The sequence below is a fragment of the Streptomyces tubercidicus genome (assembly GCF_027497495.1).
Lineage (GTDB): Bacteria > Actinomycetota > Actinomycetes > Streptomycetales > Streptomycetaceae > Streptomyces > Streptomyces tubercidicus.
The window spans coordinates 5,268,398-5,292,649 of record NZ_CP114205.1; the positions used below are offsets into that span (position 1 = coordinate 5,268,398).

At 70.5% G+C, this 24,252-nt stretch carries 24 protein-coding genes; 10 read left to right on the forward strand and 14 right to left on the reverse strand.

Annotated features, from left to right (window positions below):
* Positions 1-10: 10 nt before the first annotated feature.
* Positions 11-1,678 carry a carboxyl transferase domain-containing protein gene (locus tag STRTU_RS22960; RefSeq protein ID WP_246241064.1) on the reverse strand — a complete coding sequence of 556 codons (1,668 nt, stop codon included), beginning with the start codon at positions 1,676-1,678 and terminating at the stop codon, positions 11-13.
* Positions 1,679-1,813: 135 nt separating this feature from the next.
* Here STRTU_RS22960 and STRTU_RS22965 point away from each other — a divergent pair, with 135 nt between their 5' ends.
* The 3 genes from STRTU_RS22965 (at position 1,814) to STRTU_RS22975 (ending at position 4,688) form a co-directional block, all read left to right on the forward strand.
* Positions 1,814-2,455, forward strand: coding sequence for an SACE_7040 family transcriptional regulator (locus tag STRTU_RS22965; protein ID WP_159745723.1), 642 nt, complete (start codon positions 1,814-1,816; stop codon positions 2,453-2,455).
* A gap of 125 nt (positions 2,456-2,580) precedes the next feature.
* Positions 2,581-3,738 carry an acyl-CoA dehydrogenase family protein gene (locus STRTU_RS22970; protein ID WP_159745725.1) on the forward strand — a complete coding sequence of 386 codons (1,158 nt, stop codon included), beginning with the start codon at positions 2,581-2,583 and terminating at the stop codon, positions 3,736-3,738.
* Between the two features lie 20 nt (positions 3,739-3,758).
* A complete protein-coding gene (locus STRTU_RS22975; protein ID WP_159745726.1) occupies positions 3,759-4,688 on the forward strand; it encodes an acyl-CoA thioesterase in 930 nt (309 codons plus the stop codon).
* A 67-nt stretch (positions 4,689-4,755) separates the two neighbouring features.
* Here STRTU_RS22975 and STRTU_RS22980 read toward each other — a convergent pair whose 3' ends face one another.
* From STRTU_RS22980 to STRTU_RS23000, 5 genes are all read right to left on the reverse strand, one after another.
* Entirely contained in the window at positions 4,756-5,229 is a 474-nt protein-coding gene (locus tag STRTU_RS22980) for a GNAT family N-acetyltransferase (RefSeq protein WP_159745728.1), read from the reverse strand.
* Positions 5,226-6,086, reverse strand: coding sequence for a serine/threonine-protein kinase (locus STRTU_RS22985; RefSeq protein WP_159745730.1), 861 nt, complete (start codon positions 6,084-6,086; stop codon positions 5,226-5,228). The genes STRTU_RS22980 and STRTU_RS22985 overlap by 4 nt, the downstream gene beginning before the upstream one ends.
* On the reverse strand, positions 6,011-6,703 hold the full coding sequence (locus tag STRTU_RS22990; protein ID WP_246241069.1) for a hypothetical protein: 693 nt from the start codon (positions 6,701-6,703) through the stop codon (positions 6,011-6,013). The genes STRTU_RS22985 and STRTU_RS22990 overlap by 76 nt, the downstream gene beginning before the upstream one ends.
* Positions 6,700-7,113: a hypothetical protein gene (locus STRTU_RS22995; RefSeq protein WP_159745732.1), complete on the reverse strand. Its 414-nt coding sequence runs from the start codon at positions 7,111-7,113 to the stop codon at positions 6,700-6,702. The genes STRTU_RS22990 and STRTU_RS22995 overlap by 4 nt, the downstream gene beginning before the upstream one ends.
* A 77-nt stretch (positions 7,114-7,190) precedes the next feature.
* Positions 7,191-7,388, reverse strand: coding sequence for a hypothetical protein (locus STRTU_RS23000; RefSeq protein WP_246241076.1), 198 nt, complete (start codon positions 7,386-7,388; stop codon positions 7,191-7,193).
* A 513-nt stretch (positions 7,389-7,901) separates the two neighbouring features.
* Between STRTU_RS23000 and STRTU_RS23005 the strand changes: the two genes are divergently transcribed.
* Positions 7,902-9,185 (forward strand): NsdA family TPR-like regulatory protein, encoded by a 1,284-nt coding sequence (locus STRTU_RS23005; RefSeq protein ID WP_159745736.1) that lies wholly within the window; start codon positions 7,902-7,904, stop codon positions 9,183-9,185.
* The gene (locus tag STRTU_RS23010) at positions 9,182-9,715 is read left to right on the forward strand and encodes a GNAT family N-acetyltransferase (RefSeq protein ID WP_371873648.1); all 534 of its coding nucleotides are present in this window, start codon (positions 9,182-9,184) and stop codon (positions 9,713-9,715) included. Before STRTU_RS23005 ends, STRTU_RS23010 begins: the two co-directional genes overlap by 4 nt.
* 146 nt (positions 9,716-9,861) lie before the next feature.
* Here STRTU_RS23010 and STRTU_RS23015 read toward each other — a convergent pair whose 3' ends face one another.
* Together STRTU_RS23015 and STRTU_RS23020 are read right to left on the reverse strand one after the other, a co-directional pair.
* Positions 9,862-10,410, reverse strand: a complete 549-nt coding sequence (locus tag STRTU_RS23015; RefSeq protein WP_159745738.1) for an HFCD family protein — start codon at positions 10,408-10,410, stop codon at positions 9,862-9,864.
* A 51-nt stretch (positions 10,411-10,461) separates the two neighbouring features.
* Positions 10,462-10,944, reverse strand: a complete 483-nt coding sequence (locus tag STRTU_RS23020) for a MarR family winged helix-turn-helix transcriptional regulator (protein WP_159745740.1) — start codon at positions 10,942-10,944, stop codon at positions 10,462-10,464.
* 107 nt (positions 10,945-11,051) lie between these two features.
* On the opposite strand from STRTU_RS23020, the gene STRTU_RS23025 reads away from it, so the two are divergent.
* Positions 11,052-11,801, forward strand: coding sequence for a dienelactone hydrolase family protein (locus STRTU_RS23025; RefSeq protein WP_159745742.1), 750 nt, complete (start codon positions 11,052-11,054; stop codon positions 11,799-11,801).
* 158 nt (positions 11,802-11,959) lie between these two features.
* Here STRTU_RS23025 and STRTU_RS23030 read toward each other — a convergent pair whose 3' ends face one another.
* Positions 11,960-12,547 carry a TetR/AcrR family transcriptional regulator gene (locus STRTU_RS23030; protein ID WP_159745744.1) on the reverse strand — a complete coding sequence of 196 codons (588 nt, stop codon included), beginning with the start codon at positions 12,545-12,547 and terminating at the stop codon, positions 11,960-11,962.
* A 187-nt stretch (positions 12,548-12,734) separates the two neighbouring features.
* Between STRTU_RS23030 and STRTU_RS23035 the strand changes: the two genes are divergently transcribed.
* Positions 12,735-13,145, forward strand: a complete 411-nt coding sequence (locus STRTU_RS23035) for a DUF6463 family protein (RefSeq protein WP_159745746.1) — start codon at positions 12,735-12,737, stop codon at positions 13,143-13,145.
* Positions 13,146-13,222: 77 nt separating this feature from the next.
* On the opposite strand, the gene STRTU_RS23040 is transcribed toward STRTU_RS23035, so the two are convergent.
* Positions 13,223-14,020: a phosphatase gene (locus tag STRTU_RS23040; RefSeq protein WP_159745748.1), complete on the reverse strand. Its 798-nt coding sequence runs from the start codon at positions 14,018-14,020 to the stop codon at positions 13,223-13,225.
* A 244-nt stretch (positions 14,021-14,264) separates the two neighbouring features.
* Here STRTU_RS23040 and speB point away from each other — a divergent pair, with 244 nt between their 5' ends.
* Positions 14,265-15,251 (forward strand): agmatinase, encoded by a 987-nt coding sequence (gene speB / locus STRTU_RS23045; RefSeq protein WP_159745750.1) that lies wholly within the window; start codon positions 14,265-14,267, stop codon positions 15,249-15,251.
* 141 nt (positions 15,252-15,392) lie between these two features.
* On the opposite strand, the gene STRTU_RS23050 is transcribed toward speB, so the two are convergent.
* The gene (locus tag STRTU_RS23050; protein WP_246241079.1) at positions 15,393-16,220 is read right to left on the reverse strand and encodes an SDR family NAD(P)-dependent oxidoreductase; all 828 of its coding nucleotides are present in this window, start codon (positions 16,218-16,220) and stop codon (positions 15,393-15,395) included.
* An 86-nt stretch (positions 16,221-16,306) separates the two neighbouring features.
* Between STRTU_RS23050 and STRTU_RS23055 the strand changes: the two genes are divergently transcribed.
* Complete coding sequence (locus STRTU_RS23055; RefSeq protein WP_159745752.1) at positions 16,307-17,158, forward strand: helix-turn-helix transcriptional regulator; 852 nt, start codon at positions 16,307-16,309, stop codon at positions 17,156-17,158.
* Between the two features lie 90 nt (positions 17,159-17,248).
* On the opposite strand, the gene STRTU_RS23060 is transcribed toward STRTU_RS23055, so the two are convergent.
* Genes STRTU_RS23060 through STRTU_RS23070 form a run of 3 tightly spaced genes read right to left on the reverse strand, consistent with a single transcriptional unit; the run spans position 17,249 to position 20,863 of the window.
* The gene (locus STRTU_RS23060; RefSeq protein WP_272591811.1) at positions 17,249-17,914 is read right to left on the reverse strand and encodes a TetR/AcrR family transcriptional regulator; all 666 of its coding nucleotides are present in this window, start codon (positions 17,912-17,914) and stop codon (positions 17,249-17,251) included.
* Positions 17,911-19,989 carry a YhgE/Pip domain-containing protein gene (locus STRTU_RS23065; RefSeq protein ID WP_159745756.1) on the reverse strand — a complete coding sequence of 693 codons (2,079 nt, stop codon included), beginning with the start codon at positions 19,987-19,989 and terminating at the stop codon, positions 17,911-17,913. Before STRTU_RS23065 ends, STRTU_RS23060 begins: the two co-directional genes overlap by 4 nt.
* Positions 19,961-20,863: an ATP-binding cassette domain-containing protein gene (locus STRTU_RS23070; protein ID WP_159745759.1), complete on the reverse strand. Its 903-nt coding sequence runs from the start codon at positions 20,861-20,863 to the stop codon at positions 19,961-19,963. The genes STRTU_RS23065 and STRTU_RS23070 overlap by 29 nt, the downstream gene beginning before the upstream one ends.
* A 272-nt stretch (positions 20,864-21,135) precedes the next feature.
* Between STRTU_RS23070 and STRTU_RS23075 the strand changes: the two genes are divergently transcribed.
* Positions 21,136-24,099 carry a discoidin domain-containing protein gene (locus STRTU_RS23075; protein WP_159745761.1) on the forward strand — a complete coding sequence of 988 codons (2,964 nt, stop codon included), beginning with the start codon at positions 21,136-21,138 and terminating at the stop codon, positions 24,097-24,099.
* Positions 24,100-24,252 lie beyond the last annotated feature (153 nt).

Here is a 24,252-nt window from a genome sequence, read left to right on the forward strand (position 1 = left end):
GACATCCCTCTCACATCCGGAAGACGCCGTAGCCGGGCGCGGTGCTGTCCTTCTGGGGAAGCGGTGCGTTGGCACAGGCCGTCAGCGCCAGCCCCAGCACCTGCCGGGTCTCCAGCGGGTCGATCACCCCGTCGTCCCACAGCCGCGCGGTCGCGTAGTAGGCGTTGCCCTGGGTCTCGTACTGCTCGCGGACCGGCGCCTTGAAGGCGGCCTCCTCCTCGGCGCTCCACTCCTCGCCATGCGCCTCCAACTGGTCGCGCTTGACGGTCGCCAGGACGGACGCGGCCTGTTCGCCGCCCATCACGGAGATCTTGGCGTTCGGCCACATCCACAGGAAGCGCGGCGAATAGGCCCGCCCGCACATGGAGTAGTTGCCCGCCCCGTAGGAGCCGCCGATGACGACCGTCAGCTTGGGCACGCGGGTGCAGGCCACCGCCGTCACCATCTTCGCGCCGTGCTTGGCGATCCCGCCGGCCTCGTACGAACGCCCCACCATGAAGCCGGAGATGTTCTGCAGGAACAGCAGCGGGATACCGCGCTGGTCGCACAGCTCGATGAAGTGGGCGCCCTTCTGGGCGGATTCGGAGAACAGGATGCCGTTGTTGGCGACGATGCCGACCGGGTGGCCGTGGAGGTGGGCGAAGCCGGTGACCAGCGTCGTGCCGTACTCCGCCTTGAACTCGGCGAAGCGCGAGCCGTCCACCAGCCGGGCGATCACCTCGCGGACGTCGTAGGGCGTACGCGAGTCCGCGGGCACCGCCCCGTACAGCCCGGCCGGGTCCACCTTGGGTTCCTCGACGGTCCGTACGGTCCACGGGAGCGGCTCGCGCTCGCCGAGGGTGCCGACGATGGTGCGCACCAGACGCAGCGCATGGGCGTCGTCCTCGGCGAGATGGTCGGTGACCCCGGAGGTCTTCGCATGCACCTCGCCGCCGCCCAGCTCCTCGGCCGTGACCACCTCACCTGTGGCGGCCTTCACCAGCGGCGGCCCGCCCAGGAAGATCGTGCCCTGGTTGCGGACGATCACGGCCTCGTCGCTCATGGCCGGGACGTACGCGCCGCCCGCCGTGCAGGAGCCGAGGACCGCGGCGATCTGCGGAATCCCCGCACCCGACATCCGCGCCTGGTTGTAGAAGATCCGCCCGAAGTGCTCCCGGTCGGGAAAGACCTCGTCCTGCATCGGCAGGAAGGCGCCGCCGGAGTCCACGAGGTAAAGACAGGGGAGACGGTTCTCCAGGGCGATCTCCTGCGCCCGCAGATGCTTCTTGACCGTCATCGGGTAGTACGTGCCGCCCTTGACCGTGGCGTCATTGGCGACGATCACCGTCTCGCGGCCGGAGACCCGGCCGATCCCGGCGATCACCCCGGCGGCCGGTGCGGCCCCGCCGTACATCCCGTCCGCGGCCAGCGGCGCCACCTCCAGGAACGGCGAGCCGGGGTCCAGCAGGGCGTCCACCCGGTCCCGGGGCAGCAGTTTGCCGCGGGCGGTGTGCCGCGCCCTGGCCTTCTCGCCGCCGCCCAGCCGGGCCGCGGCGAGCTTCTCGCGCAGCTCGGCGGCCAGCTCGCGGTGCGCGGCCTCATTGGCCCGCCAGGAGTCGGACGCCGGATCGTCCCCCACGCTCGACTGCGCTCGCGCGGGGGGACCCCCATCACTCCCCAGCACCGGTGCCTGCTCCATCAGTACGAGCTCCCTTGCTCGGTCTGCTGTCCCGCCGCCGCGGTCCGCGGCTGCCGGGCCATCCGGGTTAATGGGCGTTAACAACATCTGCCTTCAGGTTAACGAGCACTAACCCGACTGTCTACAATCGACGGCATGAGTAATGCGCAGTCCTCCGCCCCGACCAGCCGCCGCGAGCAGATCCTCAAGGAGGCCGCCCGGCTCTTCGCGGAGCGCGGCTTCCACGGCGTCGGTGTGGACGAGATAGGGGCGGCCGTGGGCATCTCCGGCCCGGGGCTCTACCGGCACTTCGCCGGCAAGGACGCGATGCTCGCCGAGCTGCTCGTCGGGATCAGCGAGCGGCTGCTCGCGGGCGGCCGGATGCGGGTCACGGAGGGCGGCGGGAGCCCCGAGGCGGTGCTGGACGCGCTGATCGACGGGCATATCGACTTCGCGCTGGACGACCGGCCGCTGATCACCCTGCACGACCGGGAGCTGGACCGGCTGCGGGAGGCCGACCGCAAGCGGGTCCGCCAGCTCCAGCGGCAGTATGTGGAGCTGTGGGTGGAGGTCGTCCGGGAGGCGTATCCCGTGTGTGTGGAGGCCGAGGCCCGGTCCGCGGTGCACGCCGTCTTCGGCCTGCTCAACTCCACCCCTCACCTGGGCCGCCCCGGCGCCCTCCCGGGCCGTACGGAAATGGCGGAACTGCTGCACCGCCTCGCGCTGGGCGCTTTCGGCGCGGTGGCCGGGGAGCCGTCGGCGGGGGAGTCGATGGCGGCGGCGGTGCCGGGCGCGTAGTGGCCCCCTGCCTCGCACGGGTTTTCGTTGACCTCTGGACAGCTTGGGTAACTGGCCGGTAGCTTTCGCTGAGCAAGCGCTTAGCCATGCGCTTGGGCCGGCGACCTGAAGGAGGCGACGTAGCAATGCGCCGCACGGTGTTCAACGAGGATCACGAGGCGTTCCGCGCGACCATACGCGCCTTCATCGAGGCCGAGGTCGTGCCCGTGTACGACGAGTGGCTCGCCGCCGGCCAGGCCCCGCGCGACTTCTACTACAAGCTCGGTGAGCTGGGCGTCTTCGGTATCCGGGTCCCCGAGGAGTTCGGCGGCGCCGGTATCGAGTCGCACAAGTTCGAGGCCGTGATGTACGAGGAGACCTCCCGCGCGGGCGTCTCCTTCGGCGGCTCCGGTGTGCACGTCCTGCTCGGTCTGCCGTACATCGAGATGCTCGCCACCGACGAGCAGAAGAAGCGTTTCCTGCCGAAGTTCGTCACCGGCGAGGAGATGTGGGCGCTGGCGATGACCGAGCCGGGCACCGGCTCCGACCTCGCCGGCATGAAGACCACCGCGAAGCTGTCCGACGACGGCACGCACTACGTCCTCAACGGCGCCAAGACCTTCATCACCGGCGGTGTGCACGCCGACCGTGTCATCGTCTGCGCCCGCACCGCCGCGCCCCGCGAGGACGACCGCCGCTTCGGCATCTCGCTCTTCGCCGTGGACACCAAGGCCGAGGGCTACTCCGTCGGGCGCAAGCTGGACAAGCTCGGCCTGAAGACGTCCGACACCGCCGAACTGGCCTTCGTCGACGTCAAGGTCCCGGTCGAGGACCTGCTGGGCGAGGAGAACAAGGGCTTCGGCTACCTGGGCCTGAATCTCGCCTCCGAGCGCTGGGGCATCGCCTTCGGCGCGTACGCCCAGGCCAAGGCCGCCGTCCGGTTCGCCAAGGAGTACGTGCAGGAGCGCACGGTCTTCGGCAAGCCCGTCGCCGCCTTCCAGAACACCAAGTTCGAACTGGCCGCCTGCCAGGCCGAGGTGGACGCCGCCGAGGCCGTCGCGGACCGCGCGCTGGAGGCCCTGGACGCCGGTGAGCTGAGCCCGGCCGAGGCCGCCTCCGCCAAGCTGTTCTGCACCGAGGTCGCGCACCGCGTGATCGACAAGTGCCTCCAGCTGCACGGCGGTTACGGCTTCATGAACGAGTACCCGATCGCCCGCCTGTACGCCGACAACCGCGTCAACCGCATCTACGGCGGCACCAGCGAGGTCATGAAGATGATCATCGCCAAGTCCATGGGCCTCTAGCCCCTAAGGGCCGCACGCACGTGAACGACGCCCTGCGCTCCCTGCTCGATCTGCTCGCCCTGGAGCGGATCGAGCAGGACATCTTCCGCGGCGAGAGCCGCGCCTCGGTCGTGCCCCGGGTCTTCGGCGGCCAGGTCGCCGCCCAGGCCCTGGTCGCGGCCGGGCGCACGGTCCCCGCCGACCGTTCCCCAAGTTCTCGGCTCCGCTCGAACAGGGGAGGCCCCATTCCGCACTCCCTGCACGCGTACTTCCTGCGCCCCGGAGACCCCGGCGCGCCCATCGTCTACACCGTCGACCGCATCCGCGACGGCCGCTCCTTCACCACCCGCCGGGTCGTCGCCGTCCAGCACGGCCAGCCGATCTTCCACCTCTCCGCCTCCTTCCAGGAGGCCGAGGAGGGCCTGGAACACCAGGAGCCGATGCCACCGGCCCCGGACCCCCTGGAGCTGCCCACCGCCGCCGAGATGCTGCCCCGGCACGCCGAACGGTTCCTCGCCCCCGGCGTCGCCGAGCGGCTGCTGGAGGCCCGTGCCGCGATCGACCTGCGCTACGTCGACGAGCCGCCCTACGTCACCGTCGGCGAGCCCCGCGAGCCCCGCTCCCAGGTCTGGTTCCGCACCCAGGGCAAACTCGACGACACCGGCGAGATCCCCCGCCCCCTGCTCGACATCTGCCTGGTCACCTACGTCTCCGACATGACCCTCCTCGACTCCATCCTCCTCGCCCACGGCCGCGGCGGCTGGGCGGTCGGCGACGTGGTCGGCGCGAGCCTGGACCACGCCATGTGGTTCCACCGCCCCCTGCACGCCGACGAATGGCTCCTGTACGACCAGGAGTCCCCCACGGCCCAGGGCGGCCGCGGCCTGGGCAAGGGCCGGATCTTCACGGCGGAGGGGCAGTTGGCGGTTTCGGTGATTCAGGAGGGGGTTATTCGGGTGCCGAGGGTGTAGGTGGGGGATGCGGGCGTAGGCAGGGTGATGGGGCGTACGGGGAGGTGCGAGGCCATCTCCCGGCCGTTCACGGGGCGGCGTCGGGCTTGTGGATGCCGTACAGGGGCCACCCGTTGTGGATGCCCCAGTAGATGAATTCGTTCTTCTGCAAGACCCGGCCCGAGGCGGCGTTGTCGGGGTGGTGCCGAGCGCTGATGCTCGCAATCCGGGTGGTGGTGAAGGCGTGGCGCAGTATGTCGGCGACGGCTTGAGTGGCGTAACCGCGGCCCCATGAGTCCTCGCGCAGCAGATAACTGAGGGAGGCGTGCCGCTCGGTGCGGCATCGCAGCCGGACCATGCCGAGCAGGTCGTCACCGGCCGCGATGCCGAACGCCCATCGGGTACGTGGCACGGCGCGGGCGCAGGTAAGCGTGGTCGTCAGCAGGTCGACGGCCTCGTCGATGCCGAGCGCCTGGCGCTCGATGTACATCAAGGACGCGCCGCTGTAGATCCGTTGCAGTGCCGGGGCGTCATCCATGGTCAGTTCCCGTAGCTCGATCACATGGCCACCTTCGCCAGGGATTCGGCGAGTTCGGCGGCCGTCGGCCGGTCACCCGTCCTGCCGAGGAGGACCGGCCGGAGGATGTCCTGGAACGCCGGCCAGGGGGACGCGGTGTCGAGAGGGACGCGACGGCCGGCGATGTGGGTGCGGAGATTGGCCGGGGTGAGCTGGACGGGGTCGATCCCCGCCGCCGCGTAATCCAGGGGCCAGCGACCGGTGATGCAGGTCCAGAGGGTTCCGGCCAGGGCGTATACCTCGGCGGCCGCACTTGGGGTGACCGGCTGGATGCCGATGTTGATGGCCGCGGCCAGCTCCGGCGCTACCAGGTGGGTGAGGCCGCCGCGGAAATCGCTGGTCGGTTCCAGGCCGCGGCGCCAGGACCAGGAAAGGTCGAGCAGCCGTACGCCGTGGTCGGTATGGATGCCATGGGCGGGCTGGAGGTCGGAGTGGATCCAGCCGGAGGCATGGAGGTCTGCCACGGCCCGGCACAGGTCCACGGAGGCTGAGAGGGCGCCCGCTTTCCCGTCCATGTCACGCCGCACAGGTGCGAACACCTGCCCGGTGGAGGGCCCGGTGAACCATCGGGTCACGAGCCACGCAGCGCCTGCCTCTTCGCCTTCACCGGAGGCCAGCAGATAGTCGGGCCAGCCGATCGCCTTGAGGACCGCCGCCTCCCGCTGAGTGACGGCCGCACCCTCGTCGTCGCCGACCTTGACCGCCACTGCCCCTTCCGGACCGGCGGCCTTCCACACTGCCGCGCCACGCCGGTAGGAGATCTCCGTCAGCTCGATCGGGGCGCCGCAGACCGCTTCACCGGCGGCACGGGCCGCTGCGGGGAAAGGAGGGAACTCGCCCATTGCTTCACTGCCTTCCACTCGTAGGGGAGACCCTGAAACACATTGCGTCCGTCGTCCACAGCTGTCGACAGCGACTGAGCAAGGTCCGGGGTATCGGTAAGGAACCGGGGGTCGACGGGTGGGATGGCGCAGCGCGCGGCGAGGAACGAGAAGGGCGGGGCCGGAATGCGACGGCCCCGTCGGTCGGTTCCCTCCTCGTCCGTCCAGAACTTGCCGAACATCAGACCCACCGGCCCGTAGAGGTGCTTCAGAACCCAGTGCGGCCACGCCAACAGCGCCCGATGAGCTGTGGTGTCGCCTCCCAGCAGCACGATGTTCTCGCATACGAGCGGGCCGTGCGGCCGGGTCGTCAACGGCCGTATCCACTCTGCGGCTTGTACTCCCGCGTGGAACACTTCGGCCTCCACGTCGTCGGCCTGGGCGTCCGTGGCGATCTCGTACAGCGTCCAGCCCATCTGCCCCCGTGCCACCGACGGCATGAGGAAGGGGCAGTGGGCGGCCACCGCACGGAGATAGTCGCTGATGTCCACCGTCCGGGGCTCGCTGGTCCGGCCCTCGACAAGGCGGAGCGCCCCGGCGCTGGGCCGGGACGCTCCGCCGATGTCCGGGGTGTTCACGGGGTGGCGACCCTCCGCTGTTCCGGAGCGCTTTCGGGGTCTCCCGGCAGGGGCGAGCAGCTCCACTCGGCCCACACCTCGCCGGTTTCCCGGTAGCGGTCCGCGCTCTGTCGGTCGACCGCGCCGTCTGCGTCCGTGAACCAGATGTCAGGCAGCCGGCCGAACATTTCCTCGTACGTGCGGATCCAGGAGATCTTTCCCGTCCCGTAGTCGGTTTCGTGTCCGAAGACCTGCCCGGCGTGCCGGCTGCTGAAATCGACGTACTCGGCGGAGCCCAGCATCCGGTGCCATTCGGCATCAATGGCCGTAGAGAACATCTCCGGAGCGATGTCTCCCGCCTTGAATTGCCGGGCACTGACCTCAAAGAACTTTCCCAGTTCTACCCGCTCCGGGGTTTGTGTGGGGCTCATGTTGTGCTCCTCTCGATGGGAAATGATGTTGTGTTGTGGTGTGACTTGCTGTGGATCCCTGCGCCTGGCCTTTGGCCTCACCGGAAGTCGTCGTCCACCGCGATCCGCTCGGCCCGAGTCCGCTTCACCGTCAGGGCCGCCGGGTCCTGCACCGGCCATTCCCTGATCCCCCACCTCCGCAGATAGGGCACGCCCTTGCGGATGTCCGTGACGACAGCCAGCCGCCCGGGGGCGTACTCGACCTCATCTCCGACCTGCGGCAGCTTCTGAGTCACCGCGCGACCTCCGCTTCCGTGGAGACGCCGAGCAGGACGGTGCAGGGGCGGCATGTGTGACGGCCGTCCGGACCGGCGACCTTCTCCCGTGCCAGGCTGTAGGTGCTGTGGCAGCACGGGCACGCCTGGCCCGTGATCTCGTGGACCGTCCATGTCGTCGGGGCGGGAACTGCATCCCATCCCGCCAATCGGGAGCGCGGAGCGGCATCGGCGGGCGGATGGCGAGTGGTTGAGGCAGTCGGCATCTTGATGGTCCTCCAGTTCGCTGCGGAGGCGGGCTGTGCACGACCGGAGTGCGAGGGCCCGCAGAGCCGCCGCGTTGTCCCGGAATCCCGAGGGGTACGTGCTGCGGCCACCCAGGAATCGGAGCTTCGCAGTCGGCTCATGACCAGCTAACGCGGCGCCAGGGCAAGGCGATTAGGGAGATCAGGTGACCTCTTCTCCACGGCCCCTAGGGCGATTTGGCTACCCCTTTAGCTGACGACTCGGTGAGCGCGGCGCTACCTTCCGTACATGACCACTTCGCGGAATGCGACGCTTGAAGCGTGGATGAAGGAACACGGCTACAGCTCCAATTCGCTGGCCGATGCGGTGAATTCGGCAGTCGGTGACCTCACCGGAAGAGTCGGAGGACTGGACGGCTCATCGGTCCGTGACTGGAAAGCGGGACGGGTGCGGTGGCCGAAATCGGCGACCCGGGTCGCCCTGGAGAAAGTGACCGGGCTGCCCGCGACCGCCTTAGGCTTCGTACCGCGGGGCCGTGCCCCGTCGTCCGCCCCCGCACCACCGCCGGAGGACCCCGTGGAACGCCGCCGCTTCCTCACCGCCGGGACGGCCTTGGCCGCTGCCGCGGCCGCACCTGCTTCCGGCTCCAGCCGCCGCGTCGGCACGAGCGACGTTGTCCGACTCCAACAACGCTTCGCTGAGATCGTCGCTAGCGATCACCGGCACGGTGGTCGGCTGGGCATCGAGCAGAAAGCGGCAGCGCTCGCCGACGAGGCCCTGGCCTTGCAGGATTCCGGGAGTGCCAGTCAGCGAGTGCGTGCCTACGTGTACGCATGCGCGGCGGCATTCCGGTCCTCGGCGATGTGGGCTTCAATCGACGGGCGGCGTTACGAAGACGCGGTAGTCCATATGCGGGAGGCGCAAGCACTCGCCGAATTGGCAGCCGATCCGGCCATCAAATTCCGCATTTGGTCGCACGCCGGGACGCTGTATCGGCATATGGGCCGCCCGGTTGAAGCAATGGCCGCGAATGACGTTGCCCGAAGTCTTTCCCTCACGCGCCGCGATCCGCTGTTCGCATCCCTCGGTCTTGCCAGACAGGCCGCCATTCACGGCGTCGCCGGAAACGTCACTGCCGCTCGACGTAGCTTCGCCCAGGCCCAGGAAGCGATGGACCGCGCCGATCCGGTCGCCGACCGGCCTATGTGGATGACCTCGTTCTACGACCAGGCGGAGTTGGATTCCCTCGCGCTCACGGGATACCTCGCACTCGGCGACTATGAGACGGCGGAAGCGCACGCGCACCGGTGCTTGGCAGCTCTCCGGCCGCACATGAAACGGTCGAAGGCCATCGCCACGACTCGCCTGGCGTGCGCTCAACTCGGCCAGGGAGATGTGGGACCTGCCGTCGCGACCGCCATGACGGTCCCCGTCGACGCTGCTGCACATCACCCACGGGTCGCCCGGATGCTCCGCTGCTTTCACACCAGGATTCACACCTTGGCGCCGAACAGCCCTACCACTCACATGTGGAATCAGTACGCACACACCACCTGGAAGGAATCGGTATGACGCCCACCGTCGAGCTGCGCACGTTCCACTCGATCGAACCGGCCCGGCAAGACCTCCTGGCTGTGTACGCCGATGTCCGCGCGGACCTCTTGCACCTTCCGAACTACGCGGTCAGCGCCTTCGCTGAGCGGCTTGACCGCCATTCTCAGGAGCCGGGCTGGGAGGCGATTCTCGCCTATGAGGAGGATCAGCCCATCGGCTACGCATACGCCAACACCATTGATTCCGACGACCGTTGGTGGAAACGCGTCACGCCCCCTCCGTCGGCTGAATACACCGACCGGCACGCCGTAGCCCTCAAAGAAATCGGCGTTCGTATCCCCTGGCGCGGCACCGGAATCGCCCGGCGTATTCATGACGCCCTCCTTGCCGACCGCAACGAGCCGTACGTCACGCTCATGGTCAACCCGCTCGCCGGAAACGGAAAGGTGCACCGCCTCTACGAGTCCTGGGGATACGAAGACATCGGCCAGAGTCAGCCTTCAGCTGCTTCACCGGTTCTGGCGGCGATGGTCAGGTCCGTTGGCTGAGTTCGTCGTTCCGACCGGCGTGTGGCCGCCAAGGAGTGCTCGCAGCCCAATCCGCGCCCTCAGTTGCCGAGGGCATCCCTTCGCGAGGGGATGCCGCCGCACCGCTTCGGGACACGGCGGACGTCGCGGCCTGGCTCCGGTGAGCGTTACGGCGTGGGGCGGACGAGGCGGGTCGCTTCAGCCATGGCCAGTTGCCATGGGTATCCCTCTGGGCTCCCCTTGCCCGGCTCGTTCGGTTCGAAGCCTCCGGGTCCGTACAGCACCGAAACGCCGGCGCCGCGGAGGGCTGTGACCGACCGGTCGAACTGCGGATGCTGGGTGTATGCGGTGTTCACGCAGGGCATCGCCACCGTGGGGATGCCTTTGCCGATGCCCTCGGCAACCACCCCGACCACGAAGTGGTGTGTCAGCCCGAGCGCCCAGGCGTTGAGGGAGTTGAAGGTGACCGGCGCGAACACGATGACGTTCGCCGGAGGCCATACATCGGGGTCCGTCGGTCGCTTGTACTCGGAGCGGACTGGGTACCCCGTCAGCTCTTCCAGCAGCGGCGTCTCGTCGTCGAGCCACCGAGCCGCCGTGGGCGTCAGACCGACACACACGTCATACCCAGCTGTCCGGGCGCTGCGCGCCACTTCGGTGAACTGCTGGACGGGCGGGGCAGCCGAACCGAACAGGTAGAGCACGGGACGATTCATCTCGCCATCCCACCACAGCCCAGTGTCGTGGAACGTTGTCGCTGCGCGGGGTCAGGCAGCCCCGGTGTGATGGTCCAGCAAGCGGGTCAGCAGCTGTACGAGCTGGGTGCGTTCGGCCGGGGTCAGGGGGGCGAGGAGGTCGTCGTGGAGGGTGTCCAGGAGGTTGTCGAGGTGGCGTAGGTGGCGGCGGCCTCGGGGGGAGAGGGTGATGATGTTGCGGCGGCGGTCGGTGGGGTCCGGGGTGCGCTCGACGAGGTGGCGTTCGGTGAGTTCGTTGAGTACGCCGACCATGTCGCTGCGGTAGATGCCGCTGCGGCTGCTCAGTTCGGCTTGGCTGCCGGGGCCGTACTCCTGGAGTGAGGCGAGTACGGCGTAGTGCCACTTGCGGGCGTCGGCCTGGGCCAGTCCCTCGTTGATCAGGCGGTCCGAGCGCGCGGTCAGCTGCGACAGCAGGCGGCTCGCCCGGCGACGCAGTCTGTCGGGTGTCTTGGGCGCGCCGTCGTCGGGCAGGTCCGCGGCTTCGGCTCTGATCATGGCGCCCATCCCAGCGATTGCGTTAGTCAGACTAACGATATACGTTCGCTCGTCGAGATCGTTAGTGCAATGAATGTTTATGGAGTGAATTCCGAGAAAGGAAGATTTTGCCCACGAAGGCACTGCAGATTCCCACCACGGACGGCCGGGCCGACGCTTTCGCCGCGTTCCCCGACGGCGGCGAGCGGCACCCGGGAGTGCTGCTGTACACGGACGCCTTCGGTGTGCGGCCCGTGCTGGAGGAGATGGCGCGTGAGCTGGCCGGGCACGGCTACTACGTGCTCGTCCCCAACTTCTACTACCGGCACGGCCCGGCGCCCGTGGTGGAACTTCCCGCGTACATCGGAGAAGAGGTCCGGCCCGCGGTCATCGGCCGGCTGATGCCCTTGCTTGAGGCACACACCCCCGAACGTGTCCTGCGCGACGCCGACGCCTATCTCAGGTTCCTGACCGCTCAGCCCGAGGTCAGCGCCGGACCGGTCGCCGTGACCGGCTACTGCATCGGCACCCTCTGGGCGATGCGCACCGCAGCGGCCCACCCCGGCCAGGTGGCCGCCGTCGCCGGATTCCACCCCGGCTTCGTGGTCACCGACACGCCCGACAGCCCGCACCGCCTCATCCCCGAGCTCACCGCCGAAGTCCATCTCGGCCTCGCCGAAGGCGACATGTCGCCCGAGATCGTCAGTGAGCTCTGGCAGGCCCTGGATGCCGCGGGTGCCGGCCACACCGCCGAGATCTACCCCGGCACCGTCCACGGCTTCACCATGTCCGACACCGACGCCTTCGACCCTGCCGGGCTACAGCGCCACTGGGACCGCCTGCTCTCCCTGCTCGACCGCAGCCTGGTCAAGAGCTGAGGCTCCGGATCGGGGAATCGGTCATATATCGACTCTCGAAGTATGCCGCCCTGAGGGCGGCCGCCCGGCAGGCGGGCGTTTCCTGGACGTCAATGACCCGCCGCGGGAGATCCGTTGGAGAGCGGGGCGTCGCCACCGGCGCAGGAGGAGCGGCGTTGTCAGTGCGGCTCGGCGGCTCCGTCGGGGGCGCTGTGATGCCGGTCGGCCAGGGCGGTGATTCCGGCGGTGGCGACGGTGGCGAGGTCGGTGACCATCGCGTCGTCGACCGGCAGGCTGAGGAGGTACAGGGCGGACGCCAGGGAGCCGAGCAGCAGCAGGTGGGCCATCGCGGGGTCGACGGGGCCGGCCAGTTCGCCGCGGGCCACGGCCTGTTCGATGATGTCGGCGAAGACGGCCTGCTCGGCGGCCAGGAAGGTGTCCTGGAACCGGGCGTCCAGTTCGGGATTGACGGCGAGTTCGCTGATCAGGGCCGGTGCCAGATGCCGGGCCGCCGGGGCGGCCATGCGGACGTGGAACGTGCGGACCAGCGCCAGCAGGTCTCCGTGCAAGGAGCCGGTGCTGACCGGCGGAGGCAGCTGCTGCTCGTGCATGGTGGCGACGAACGCCATCTCGGCCTTGGAGGCGTAGCGGCGGTAGATGGCCGCCTTGCCCACCCCGGCGCGCGCCGCGACCTGGTCGACGGTCAGGGCCGGGTAGCCGACTTCATCGATCAACTCACGCGTGGTCTGCAGGATGTTGTGATCCACACGACTGTCCCGGGGGCGCCCGCCCCGTTGCCTTCTCACTGTCATGACCGCATGATACGGAACGTGAGTATCGAAACCACAGTATCGGAACTGCGGTTTCGGAGTTCACTGGCTCCCGCATGCGCATGCAGGGACCACCGCGATGAAGGCGCACCGCGCGGCTTCGCGACAGGAGGGGAGAGCTCAGATGATCAAGTGGGCTGGCTGGATCATCACGTTATGCGGAACCGGCCACACGGTCGGTGCTCTGACGACGGAGAAGGCCGCGCGCTATGCCGGGACATGGTTCAGCGGCGGACTGTGGAGCGAGGACTTCACCGACATGACCCCGGCGGGCAGCGCGTATTGGCTGAGCCTGACAAGCTTCGGCATACCGCTGATCCTGATCGGCCTGACGGTGCTGTGGCTGGACCGCCGCGGCATCACCCCGCCGGCCTTCATCGCCTGGACGCTGGCGGGCTGGACCGCCGTCGACGCCGTGGTCCTCCCCTTCACGCCCTGGCCGCTCTTCGTGGTCGGGTGCACCCTGTTGCTGATCGGAATCCGCCGCGCCCGCCGCGACAACCCCGCGCCCAAGGCCGGGCTTCCACGAGCGTGAACAGAGTGGCCAACGGAACCGGCCCCGCCCGTGCGATGCCCTCTGTGGCGCGGTGGACGGGGCTTCCCGCGGTTCCCTCAGACCAGCCCCGCCGCGTCCAGCAGATAAGCGGTCAGCGGGTCGTAGTGGCGGGGGCTCAGGACATGGTCGTCCAGGGGGATCGTCACCTGGAGGGTGCCTTCGGACTCGGCGAGGAAGAGGGCCGGGTCGTTGCAGTCGGCGAAGCCCACCGCGTCGATGCCACGCTGGCCGGCGCAGCCCGCCCAGCCGTGGTCGGCCATGACCAGGTCCGGCAGCGGCCGGCCCTCCCGCTCCAGGCCGTCCAGGACGGCGGCCATCGGCTCGGGGGAGTGGGTGTGCCAGAGCGTCGCGCCGCGCTCCAGCATCGCGACGTCGCCGAACTGGAAGACCATGCCGTCGTCCGCCTGCAGCCCGTCCGGAATGACGACGATCTCGCAGCCCGCCGCGCGCAGCGCCTCGGCCGTCGCCCGGTGCACATCGAGCAGCCCGCCCGGGTGGCCGGTCGCGAACAGCACCCGCTGCTGCCCGGCGGCCGCCTTGCGCAGCACCGCGGCCGCCCGGTCCAGCGCGTCGACCGTCAGCTCCGGGTCGATGGTGTCCTGGCCCTGGCGGTGGTGCGGATCATCGACGACGCCGCAGCGCTCCGCCATCACGGCCAGGATGTCCTGCTCGTCCACCCACCGGTCGCCGAATTCCAGGCCGAACCAGTAGTGGCGGTCGCCGTTGGCGAGTCTGCGGTAGTGGGAGAGGTTGTTCTCGCGGGGGGTGGCGACGTCACCGGCGATCCGGGTCCGTACGAGATGCTCGACGAGTGCGGCGCGCGAGGGGGCGGTGGGTGCGGAGGCTATCGGCATAGCGCCCATTGTGCCCGTACGTGTGTTCCGGGGCGGGGGAGTTCCGCAGCGCGGACACCGGGGGGACGGGGCGCGGAGGATGCCGGGGGCGGTGGATGGCGGGTGAGCTGCGGCGCCGTGCCGCGGACGCGCTGTATGCCGTGGTCACCGCCCTGACGCGCCTGGCCAAAATGTCGAACGGTCCCGCCTCCGGGCACGCAAATGTCCATGGGCCCGCTGCCCGGCGCTCCCTAGCCTCACTGGCATGACCACCGCAGCCAGCGCCTCCAACGGGCCCGTGGGCCCCGTCGATTCCTCCCGTGTCCCGCGCTACGCCGGGCCCGCGACGTTCGCCCGTCTGCCCCGCCTCGACGAGGTCGGCGGCCGGGCCGATGTGGCCGTCGTCGGTGTCCCCTTCGACACCGGTGTCTCCTACCGTCCCGGCGCGCGCTTCGGCGGCAACGCCATCCGGGAGGCGTCCCGCCTGCTGCGTCCGTACAACCCGGCCCAGGACGCGTCCCCCTTCGCGCTCGCGCAGGTCGCCGACGCCGGTGACATCGCGGCGAACCCGTTCAACATCAACGAGGCCGTCGAGACGGTCGAGGCCGCGGCCGACGATCTGCTGGCCTCCGGCGCCCGCATGATGACCCTCGGCGGCGACCACACCATCGCCCTGCCGCTGCTGCGCTCCGTCGCCAAGAAGCACGGCCCGGTGGCGCTGCTGCACTTCGACGCCCACCTGGACACCTGGGACACCTACTTCGGCGCCGAGTACACCCACGGCACCCCGTTCCGTCGCGCCGTCGAGGAAGGCATCCTCGACACCTCCGCGCTCTCCCACGTCGGCACCCGCGGCCCGCTCTACGGCAAGAAGGACCTCGACGACGACGAGAAGATGGGCTTCGGCATCGTCACCTCGGCGGATGTCATGCGGCGTGGCGTGGACGAGGTCGCCGACCAGCTGCGGCAGCGCATCGGCGACCGCCCGCTGTACATCTCCATCGACATCGACGTGCTCGACCCGGCGCACGCCCCCGGCACCGGCACCCCCGAGGCCGGCGGCCTGACCTCCCGGGAACTCCTGGAGATCGTGCGCGGGCTGTCCTCCTGCAACCTGGTCTCGGCGGATGTCGTCGAGGTCGCTCCGGCGTACGACCATGCGGAGATCACCTGCGTGGCCGCGTCGCACACCGCCTACGAGCTGACGACGATCATGTCGCGGCAGATCGCGGCGGGGCGGGAGGGGAAGTAGGCGCCCACTCCTCCCGGCCCCGGGCCCCGGGCCGCGGGGGATGGCGCGGCCCGGCGCCTTGTCAGGGCGCCCGGTTCGGTGGGGGCAAAGACAGTTTCGGTGGGGGGCAAAGACGGCCGGACCCCTGTCCGCGTCCCCGGCTCAGGCCCGCATCCCGCCGTCGACCCGGAGGACCGTGCCGGTGACGTAGGAGGCGCGATCGCTGAGGAGCCAGGCGGCGGCCTGGGCGATCTCGTCCGGATCGGCGGCGCGGCCCAGCGGGGTCTGCGCGTTGAGCTGGTCGATGGTGCCGGGGGACCGCTCGTCCCACTCGTACAGCATCTCGGTGAGCGTGGTGCCGGGCGCGATGGCGTTGACGCGGATGCCCTCCGGGCCGTACGTGGCGGCCGCCGAAGCGGTGAGGCTGTTGACCGCCCGCTTCGCCGCGCCGTACGCGGGCAGCCAGGGGTTGGCCATCAGGCTGCCGACGCTGGAGGTGTTGACGAGGGCCCCGCGCTGCGCGGTGGCACGGATGGCGGCGATCTCGGCGGACATGGCCAGCCACGGGCCCTTGAGGTTGACGGCGCAGACGTGGTCGAAGTCGGCCTCCGAGAGCTGGTCCATCGGGCCGGGCGGCTGGGCCGTCGCGCCGTTGTTGAAGGCCACGTCGAGCCGGCCGTACAGCTCCACGGACCGGTCGACGGCGGCCCGGACGCTCGCCGGGTCGGTCAGGTCGCACACCACGTAGTCCGCGGTGCCACCGGCCGCCCGGATCTCCTCGGTCACCGCCTTGAGCTGGGACTCCGTGCGGGCCGCGAGGAGCACCCTGGCGCCCTCCCGGGCGAAGAGCCGCGCCGCGGCCGCGCCGATGCCGCGACCGGCACCGGTGAGGAAGGCGACCTTGCCGGCGAGCAGGCCCGGGGCCGGGGCCGGGGCGAGGGTGGAGGCCGGGGCCGGGGCCGTAGTGGACGTGATCGGTGTCTGGTTCATGACGACGAGCCTGGTTCCGGCGGCCCCGCCCATCCAGGCACCGGCAGTACCTGGATGGCCACCCCGGCGCCGCCCACACTGGGGAGATGGATCGACGAGAACTGGCCGGCTTCCTGCGGAGCAGACGCGAGCGCATCGCCCCCGCCGACGTGGGGCTGCCCGCCGGGCCGCGCCGCCGTACGCCGGGACTGCGCCGCGAGGAGGTGGCGCAGCTGGCGTTCATCTCGACCGAGTACTACACGCGCCTGGAGCAGGCCCGCGCCCCGCACCCCTCCCGTGAGGTGCTGGCCCAACTCGCCCGCGCGCTGCGCCTGTCGGACGCCGAGCGCGACCACCTCCACCACCTCGCCGGCACCCCGCCCGGACCGCCGCCCGGCCCGTCGCGGGAGGTACGGCAGAGCATCGTCGACCTGCTGCGGCGGTTGCCGGAGGCCGCGGCGATCGTGGTGTCGGCGACGTATGAGGTCATCGCCTGGAACGACCTGGCCGCCGCCCTGATGGAGGACTTCTCCGTCCTGTCGCGCCGCGACCGCAACCTCCTCCGGCGCGCCTTCCTGGGCCCGCACCGGAACGGCCGGCGGCTGTACGGCGTCTCGGACGCGGACGAGTTCGCCCGGACCGCGGCCCAGCAGCTGCGCGCCGCCGCGGCCCGCTACCCCGACGACCCGGAGGTGACCGGCCTGGTCAGCGAACTCCTGTCCGGCAGCGACGAGTTCGCCCGGCTCTGGGCCGCCCACGACGTGGCCGCCCGGCCCACTCTCTGCAAGACCTTCGCCCACGCCCTCGTCGGCCCCGTCTCCGTCAACTGCGACGTCCTGGACATCGCGGACCGGGACCAGCGAGTCGTCATTTACACCGCGGCCCCCGGCTCCCCGTCGGAAGAGGCACTGCGGCTGCTGTCCGTCGTCGGGACGCAGCGGATGGAGGTGCCTGGCTGAGGCGGCTACGGCCGGACGGGGGCCGCCCGGTCACCAGCGCCGGCGCCCCGGTCATCGAGCCCTGGCCGGGGGCCGGTTCACTGGTCAGCGCTAACTCCTGCCGGCCCCCACCCGCCCCTGGAGCAGCCGTGACAGCGCCGCGTGGACGTCCTCGACGGAGCGGTCGGGCTGGAAGGACTGCCAGTCGAGGGCGGCCACCAGGACCATGCCGAGGAGGGCGGAGGCGGTGAGGGGGATGTCCAGTTCGGCGGAGAGTTCGCCGGTCCGTACGGCGTCCCGGAGGACGTCTTCCACGACGGCCTGGGCGCGGCCGCGTACGGAGGTGAGGGTGGCGCGCCAGGTGCGGTTGGTGCGCCAGAGTTCGGCGACGTAGAGCTGGATGAGGGCGGGGGAGCAGGCGATGAAGTCCAGGCCGGCCCGGATCATCGCGTCCAGGGCGTCGACCCGGGTGCCGCCGCGGGCCGCGGTGGCGTCGGCGGCCCGGCGCAGGGAGTCGGCGAGCAGATCGATGCCGTCCCGCAGCAGCTCCTCGTAGAGGACGTTCTTGCTCGCGAAGTTGTAGTAGACGGTGCCCTTGGCGACACCGGCGCGGTCGGCGATCTCGTCCACGGTGGTGGCGGAGAAGCCCTGTTCCGCGATGAGGGTGACGGCGGCGTCGAAGAGCCGGCGGCGCGTCGAGGTGCGGCGGGGGGCGGGGGAAGCCCCCGGGGCGGTGCCGTCGACGGCACCGCCCCGGGGCCCCGGGAGCACGGTCACAGGCTCAGTTCCGGGTGCAGGTCCTTCATCCGTACGACCTGCCGGCTGCGCGCCGCGAGGGCGGTGAGGGCCAGCGCGCCGACGGTGAAGACCGCCAGGACCACACAGCCCTGCTGCACGATGGCGAGGTCACCGCCGGTGATCAGCCGGCGCAGGCCGTCGACCACGTAACTCATCGGCAGGAAGGGGTGGATGGCGGCGAAGAAACCGGGGCTGGTCTGCACCGGGTAGGTGCCGCCCGCCGAGGTCAGCTGGAGCATCAGCACGACCAGGGTCAGCACCCGTCCGGCCGGGCCGAAGAACGCGCCCAGCAGCTGGATGATGGCGGTGAAGCAGGCCGTGGACAGCAGCAGGAACCCGACGGTGCCGGCCGTACGGGCCATCTCCAGACCGAGGCCCCAGTGGAGCACGGCCATCAGCGCCAGCACCTGGACGACGCCGATGGCGTAGGCCGGCAACCAGGAGCCGAGGGCGATCCGCCAGCCCGGGGCGCCCGCGGCCAGGGCGCGCTTGCCCAGCGGCTGGAGCAGCATGAAGGCGACCATCGCGCCGACCCAGAGGGAGAGCGGGATGAAGTACGGCGCCAGACCGGTGCCGTAGTTGGGCGCCTTGTGCATCGACTTGGCGGCCAGCTCGACCGGGTCGGCCATCACCTCGGTGCGGGTGTCACGGTCCTGCTTGTTGTAGTCGGGGATCTGGGACACCCCGGTGTGCAGCCCGTCGGCCAGCTGGTTGCTGCCGTCCTTGAGCTTGAAGAGACCGCCGGTGATCTTGTCGGCGCCGTCCTTGGCGACCGTCAGACCGTTGTGCAGCTTGCCCGCGCCGTCGGCGAGCGTGCCGATGCCGTCGGCGAACAGCCCGGCGCCCTGGGAGACCTTGTGGGCACCCGCGTTGAGCTGGTTGATCTGGCCGATCGCCTTGTCCGCCCGGTTAGCGATGCCCGGTGCCTGCTCGGCGACCATCGCGGCACCGTGGTGCAGCTCCCGCACCTTGCTCCGCAGCTGCCCGAAGTCCGTGTGGGCGACGGTGTCGTTGACCTTCTCCGCCGCGTCGGCGGCGAGCTCGCTGCCGTCCGCGATCGCCTTCAGCTTGGGGCAGTCCGGGTCGGCGTCGACGAGTCCGTTACAGCGGTCCCGGTAGAGCTCGGCAGCGTTGTCGGCGTTCTCCCGGGCGCGGGAGGCGGCCTTGGCGGATTCGTCCGGCAGCCTGCCGAGGTCGTCGTCGAGCCGCTGGCTGAGGTCGGCGACGACCTGCGCCCACTGCCCGATCTCCCGGCCGTGCTCCCGGAGGTAGGGGAGGTCCTTCCTGGCGATGCCGTGGACCTTGTCGGCGAGCTGCTGGGTACCGTCCGAGACCTTGCGCGCGCCCAGGCTCAGCTGCCTGGCCTTGGTGGCGGCCTCCGCCGTGCCCTTGCTGATCCGGTCCGCGCCCTTGTTCAACTTGCCGAGGCCGTTGGCCAGTTCGCCGGTCTTGTCCTTGGCGGTGCCCAGACCGTCATCGAGCTTCCCGGCGCCGTCCGCCGCCTCGGCCGTCTTGTCGTGCAGATCGGAGAACGAGACGAAGATCTTGTCGAGCATGGCCCGCGACGAGGTCGCCGAGGTCTTGGCGCGGATCTCGGAGAACACCGTCTTGGAGATCGAGCCGACGACGTAGTTGTTGGCGTCGTTCGTCCGGACCTGGAGCGCGCCGGTCTGCGGGGTCTTCCCGTTGCTGGAGGCGATCCGCTTGCTGAAGTTCTCCGGGACGGTCAGCGAGAGGTAGTACGTGCCGTTCTCGACGCCCTTGGCGGCGTCCGCGGAGCTGACCTCCTCCCAGTCGAAGGTCTTGCTGTCCTTGACCTTCTCCGCCAGGTCGTCGCCCGCGTGGATCGTCTTGCCGCCGGCGGTGGTGGGCCGGTCGTCATTGACGAGGGCCACCGGGATCTTGTCCAGACGGCTGTACGGGTCCCAGAACGAGCACAGGTACAGGGCTCCGTAGAGCAGGGGGATCAGCGTCAGGGCCACCAGGCCCAGCCGGGGCAGCTTGCCCCTGCTGAACCGCCTGAGCTCAAGCGCGGCCAGTCTTGGCGAACGCATGCGCTGTGTCCTCCTTGGGGGTGTCGTCGTCCTGGGCGGGTGCCGGGGTCGGGGCGGGCTCGGTGGATTCGGCGTCCGTCTGCGGGGTGGCGGATTCGGCGTCCGTCTGCGGGGTGGCGGATTCGGCGTCCGTCTGCGGGGCGGCGTCGGTCTTGGCGTCCGCGGCCTCGGTGGCCGTCCGCGCCGTGCTGACGATCAGCGCGTCCTCCGGTGCGCCGTCGCCGGCGGCCACGACGGTGAGGCCCTCGCGCGCGAGGTCCCGCAGCAGCTGCCAGGCCTCGGTGCGCTCGGCGTCGGCGAGCTTGAGGTCCACATCGTCGACGGCCAGCAGCTGCGGGCCGTGCATCAGCCCGAGCGCGACGGAGAGCCGCAGCGCCTCGATCCGCTCCAGGTCGCGCACGGTCGTCCGCAGGCCCTTGGGGAGGGTGTCGGGGTCGAGCCGGGCGGCCGCGAGGGCGGCGTCGACGCGGGCCCGGGTGGCCTCCTTGTGGCGCTTGCCCCAGGGGAGCGAGGCGCTCAGCGAGCCCTGGATGCGGTGGCCCAGCAGGGCCTGCTCCTTGAGGTGTTCGCCGACCGTGAGGGCGGGTTCGAGATCGGCGACGCCCGGGACATGGGCGAGGGCGGTACGGCTGCGGACGCTCCCCATCCGCTTGGGCAGCGGGAGCCCGGCGACCGTCGCCTCCCCCTCCGTGATCCGCATCCGGCCGGTGAGGGCCAGCAGCAGACAGGTGCGGCCGGAGCCGGAGGGGCCCTGGAGCGCGATCAGCGTGCCCGGTTCCGCGGTGATGGCGACACCTCTGAAGGCCCATCCGCGTGGGCCCTCCACTCCGATTCCGCTGGCGTTGACCGCCGCCCCCTGGCGGGTGGTGTTCACCGACACCCCTCCCCTTTTGATCTGACTGGTCAGTCTAAAAGTGTGCCCTACAACGGCTCTCTTGGCCAATCGGGTCTATTGGTCAATCGGGGTGCGCCGGTACGAACCGTTTTGGTGTGCCGGAGGCAACGGGCCGTCATTCGGCGCCGCAGATCCCGTGACCCGGACGGGGGAACCGTCCTAGGGTGCAGGGCAGGCGGGGGCCTGATGATGTTCATGGTGAGTCCGTGCTGCGTGACGTGGCACGGACCGCGCACGAATGACGGAGAATCATGCACCCTTCGCCACAGCACCCCGTGGACCGGCCGCCGCAGCCCCCCGGGGAACGCGCTCCCCGCCCCGTGGCACCGCGCTCCCGCAAGCTGGTCGCCCCCCTTCTCGCCACCGCTCTGATCGCGGTGCTCGCACCCGTCTCGGCCTCCGCCTCGGCGCCCGTCCCGGCGCCGGAACCGGCCGAGGCCGCGCAGGGGCCCTGCCTGAAGGGCGACGGCTGGACCGCCACCTCCACCAAGATCGACCCCAAGGACAGCCACCACGCCTACGTCGGCAACGGATACCTCGGACAGCGGGTGCCCCCCAACGGCACCGGCTATGCGGCACCCGGCGGCACGACCGGCTGGCCGCTGAAGACCCCCGAATACGACGGCTCCTTCGTCTCCGGGCTCTACGCCAAGGGGCCCAAGGACCTCAAGGGCCGGCAGGCGATCGCCGCGATCCCCACCTGGACCACCCTCGATGTCGCCACCGGCGGCGCGCACCCCGACACCTTCACCTCGGCCACCGAGCCCGGCCGGATCTCGAACTACCGCCAGACGCTCTCCCTGCGCTGCGGATTCGTCCGTACGTCGCTGACCTGGACCGCCGCCGACGGCCGCGCCACCGATCTGGTCTACGACGTGCTCGCCGACCGCACCGACGCGCACACCGGAGCCGTACGCCTGCGGATGACGCCCCACTGGAGCGGCGCGGCCACGGTCACCGACAGCCTCGACGGCCGTGGCGCCCGCCGTATGACGCCGTCCGGGGACGGGGCCACCACCGGGGGCCGGCAGACCGGCGGCAAGGAAGCCGGTGGTGGCGGCAAGGAAACCGGCGGCAAGGAGAGCGCAGGTAAGGAGAGCGCAGGTAAGGAGAGCGGCGGCAAGGAAGCGGGTGGCAAGGAGGCCGGAGCCGCCGGAACCGGCCGCACCATGGACGTCGGTTTCCGCACGGACGGGACGAAGACCGAGGGCGCGGTGGCCTCCACCCTGCGCGCCGGGCCCGGCGTACGCGCCAACCCGCCCGGCCCGGCGGCCCGCCAGGACAAGCTGAGCAACCGGCAGCGGGTGTCCTTCCCGGTCCGCAGCGGCCGCTCGTACGAACTCACCAAGTACGTCGGCGTGGACACCGCACTCACCTCCCGCTCCCCGCGCGCCGACGCCGACGCCGCCTCGCGCCGGGCCGCCGACCGCGGCTGGGACGCCCTGTTCGCCCGGCACAGCGCCGCCTGGCAGCGGCTGTGGCGCAGCGACATCGAGGTCAAGGGCCGCCGCGATCTGCAGGCATGGGTCCGCTCGGCGCAGTACGGACTGCTGGCCAACACCCGCGCCGGCAATCGCAACAGCATCGGCCCCACCGGCCTGACCAGCGACAACTACGCCGGTGAGATCTTCTGGGACGCCGAGACCTGGATGTACCCGGGCCTGCTCGCCGCCCACCCCGCACTCGCCAGGTCGATCGTCGACTACCGCTACAAGACCCGCGCCGGGGCCGCCGCCAACGCCCGGAAGCTCGGCTACGACGGGCTGTTCTACTCCTGGACCAGCGGCAGCAAGGGCGATCTGTGGACGGAGTGCCACAGCTGGGACCCGCCGCACTGCAAGACCCAGAACCACCTCATGGGCGATATCTCCCTGGCCACCTGGCAGTACTACCTCGCCACCAAGGACACCGCCTGGCTGAAGTCCCGCGGCTGGCCGGTCCTCAAGGGCATCGCCGAATTCTGGGCCTCACGGGCCACCCGTAACACCGACGGCAGCTACTCCGTCAAGAACGTCGCCGGGCCCGACGAGTACAGCAACGGCGTCAACGACGCGGTGTTCACCAACGCCGGGGCCGCCACCGCGCTGCGGCACGCCGCCCGGGTCGCCACGATCCTCGGCGAAAAGGCACCGGCCTCCTGGAAGACCATCGCCGACAAGCTGCGCATCCCCTACGACAGCAAGAAGAAGATCTTCGAGCAGTACGCCGGGTACAAGGGCACCACCATCAAGCAGGCCGACACCGTGCTGCTGATGTACCCGCTGGAATGGCCGATGTCCCAGACACAGGCCGCCCGCACGCTGGACTTCTACGCCGGGCACACCGACCCGGACGGCCCGGCCATGACGGACTCGGTGCACGCCATCGACGCGGCCGGCATCGGCGAGGCCGGCTGCTCCACGTACACCTATCTGCTGCGGTCCATCAAGCCGTTCGTCCGCGGCCCGTTCAACGAGTTCTCCGAGGCGCGCGGCGACAAGGCCGGGGCCGACGACCCGCACGCCGGTAAGCCCGCCCAGGACTTCCTCACCGGTAAGGGCGGCTTCCTGCAGACCTTCACCCACGGGCTGACGGGGCTGCGGCTGCGCGAGGACCGGGTCCGGCTCGACCCGATGCTGCCGCCGCAGCTCTCCGACGGCGTCACCCTGCGCGGTCTGCACTGGCAGGGACGGACCTACGACGTCGCGATCGGCGCGCACCAGACCACCGTGCGGCTGACCGCCGGTGCGCCGATGCGGATCGAGTCGCCGGAGGGCGAGAAGATCGTCAGCCGGGGCGTGCCCGCGGTCCTCAAGACCCGCCGCCCGGATCTGGCGGCGACCTCGAACGCGGCCCGCTGCACCACGGCCACCGCGACCTCGGAGGAGCCCGGTCTCTACGCGGGCGCCGCGGTGGACGGCAACGCCACCACGGCCTGGGTGCCCGACGCCGCCACCGGCACTCTCACCGTCGACCTCGGCCGGACCACCTCCGTCGGCCAGATCACCCCGCACTGGAACGGGACCCGGCCCAAGTCCTTCAACGTCCAGGTCTCCCGGGACGGGAAGCACTGGACGGGGACCGGATACGCGGGCCGCACCCCGGCCCGGTACGTACGGGTCACGGTGACCGGCGACACGTCGCCGTTGGCCGACGGCAAGCCCAAGCCGCATCCGGGGATCTCGGAGCTCACGGTGGAGCGGGCGAAGGACCTGACGGCGGAGCGGGGGAAGTAGCCCGCCACGGCCCCTGAGGACGGCTGAGCGACGGCCCCGTACCGGAGGACCCGGAACGGGGCCGTCCGCTGTGCCGGGCGGCGGTGCCGGCACATGCCGGGCGGCGGTGCTCGCACGTGCCGGGCGGCGGTGCTCGCGGAGAAGTTTGTGACA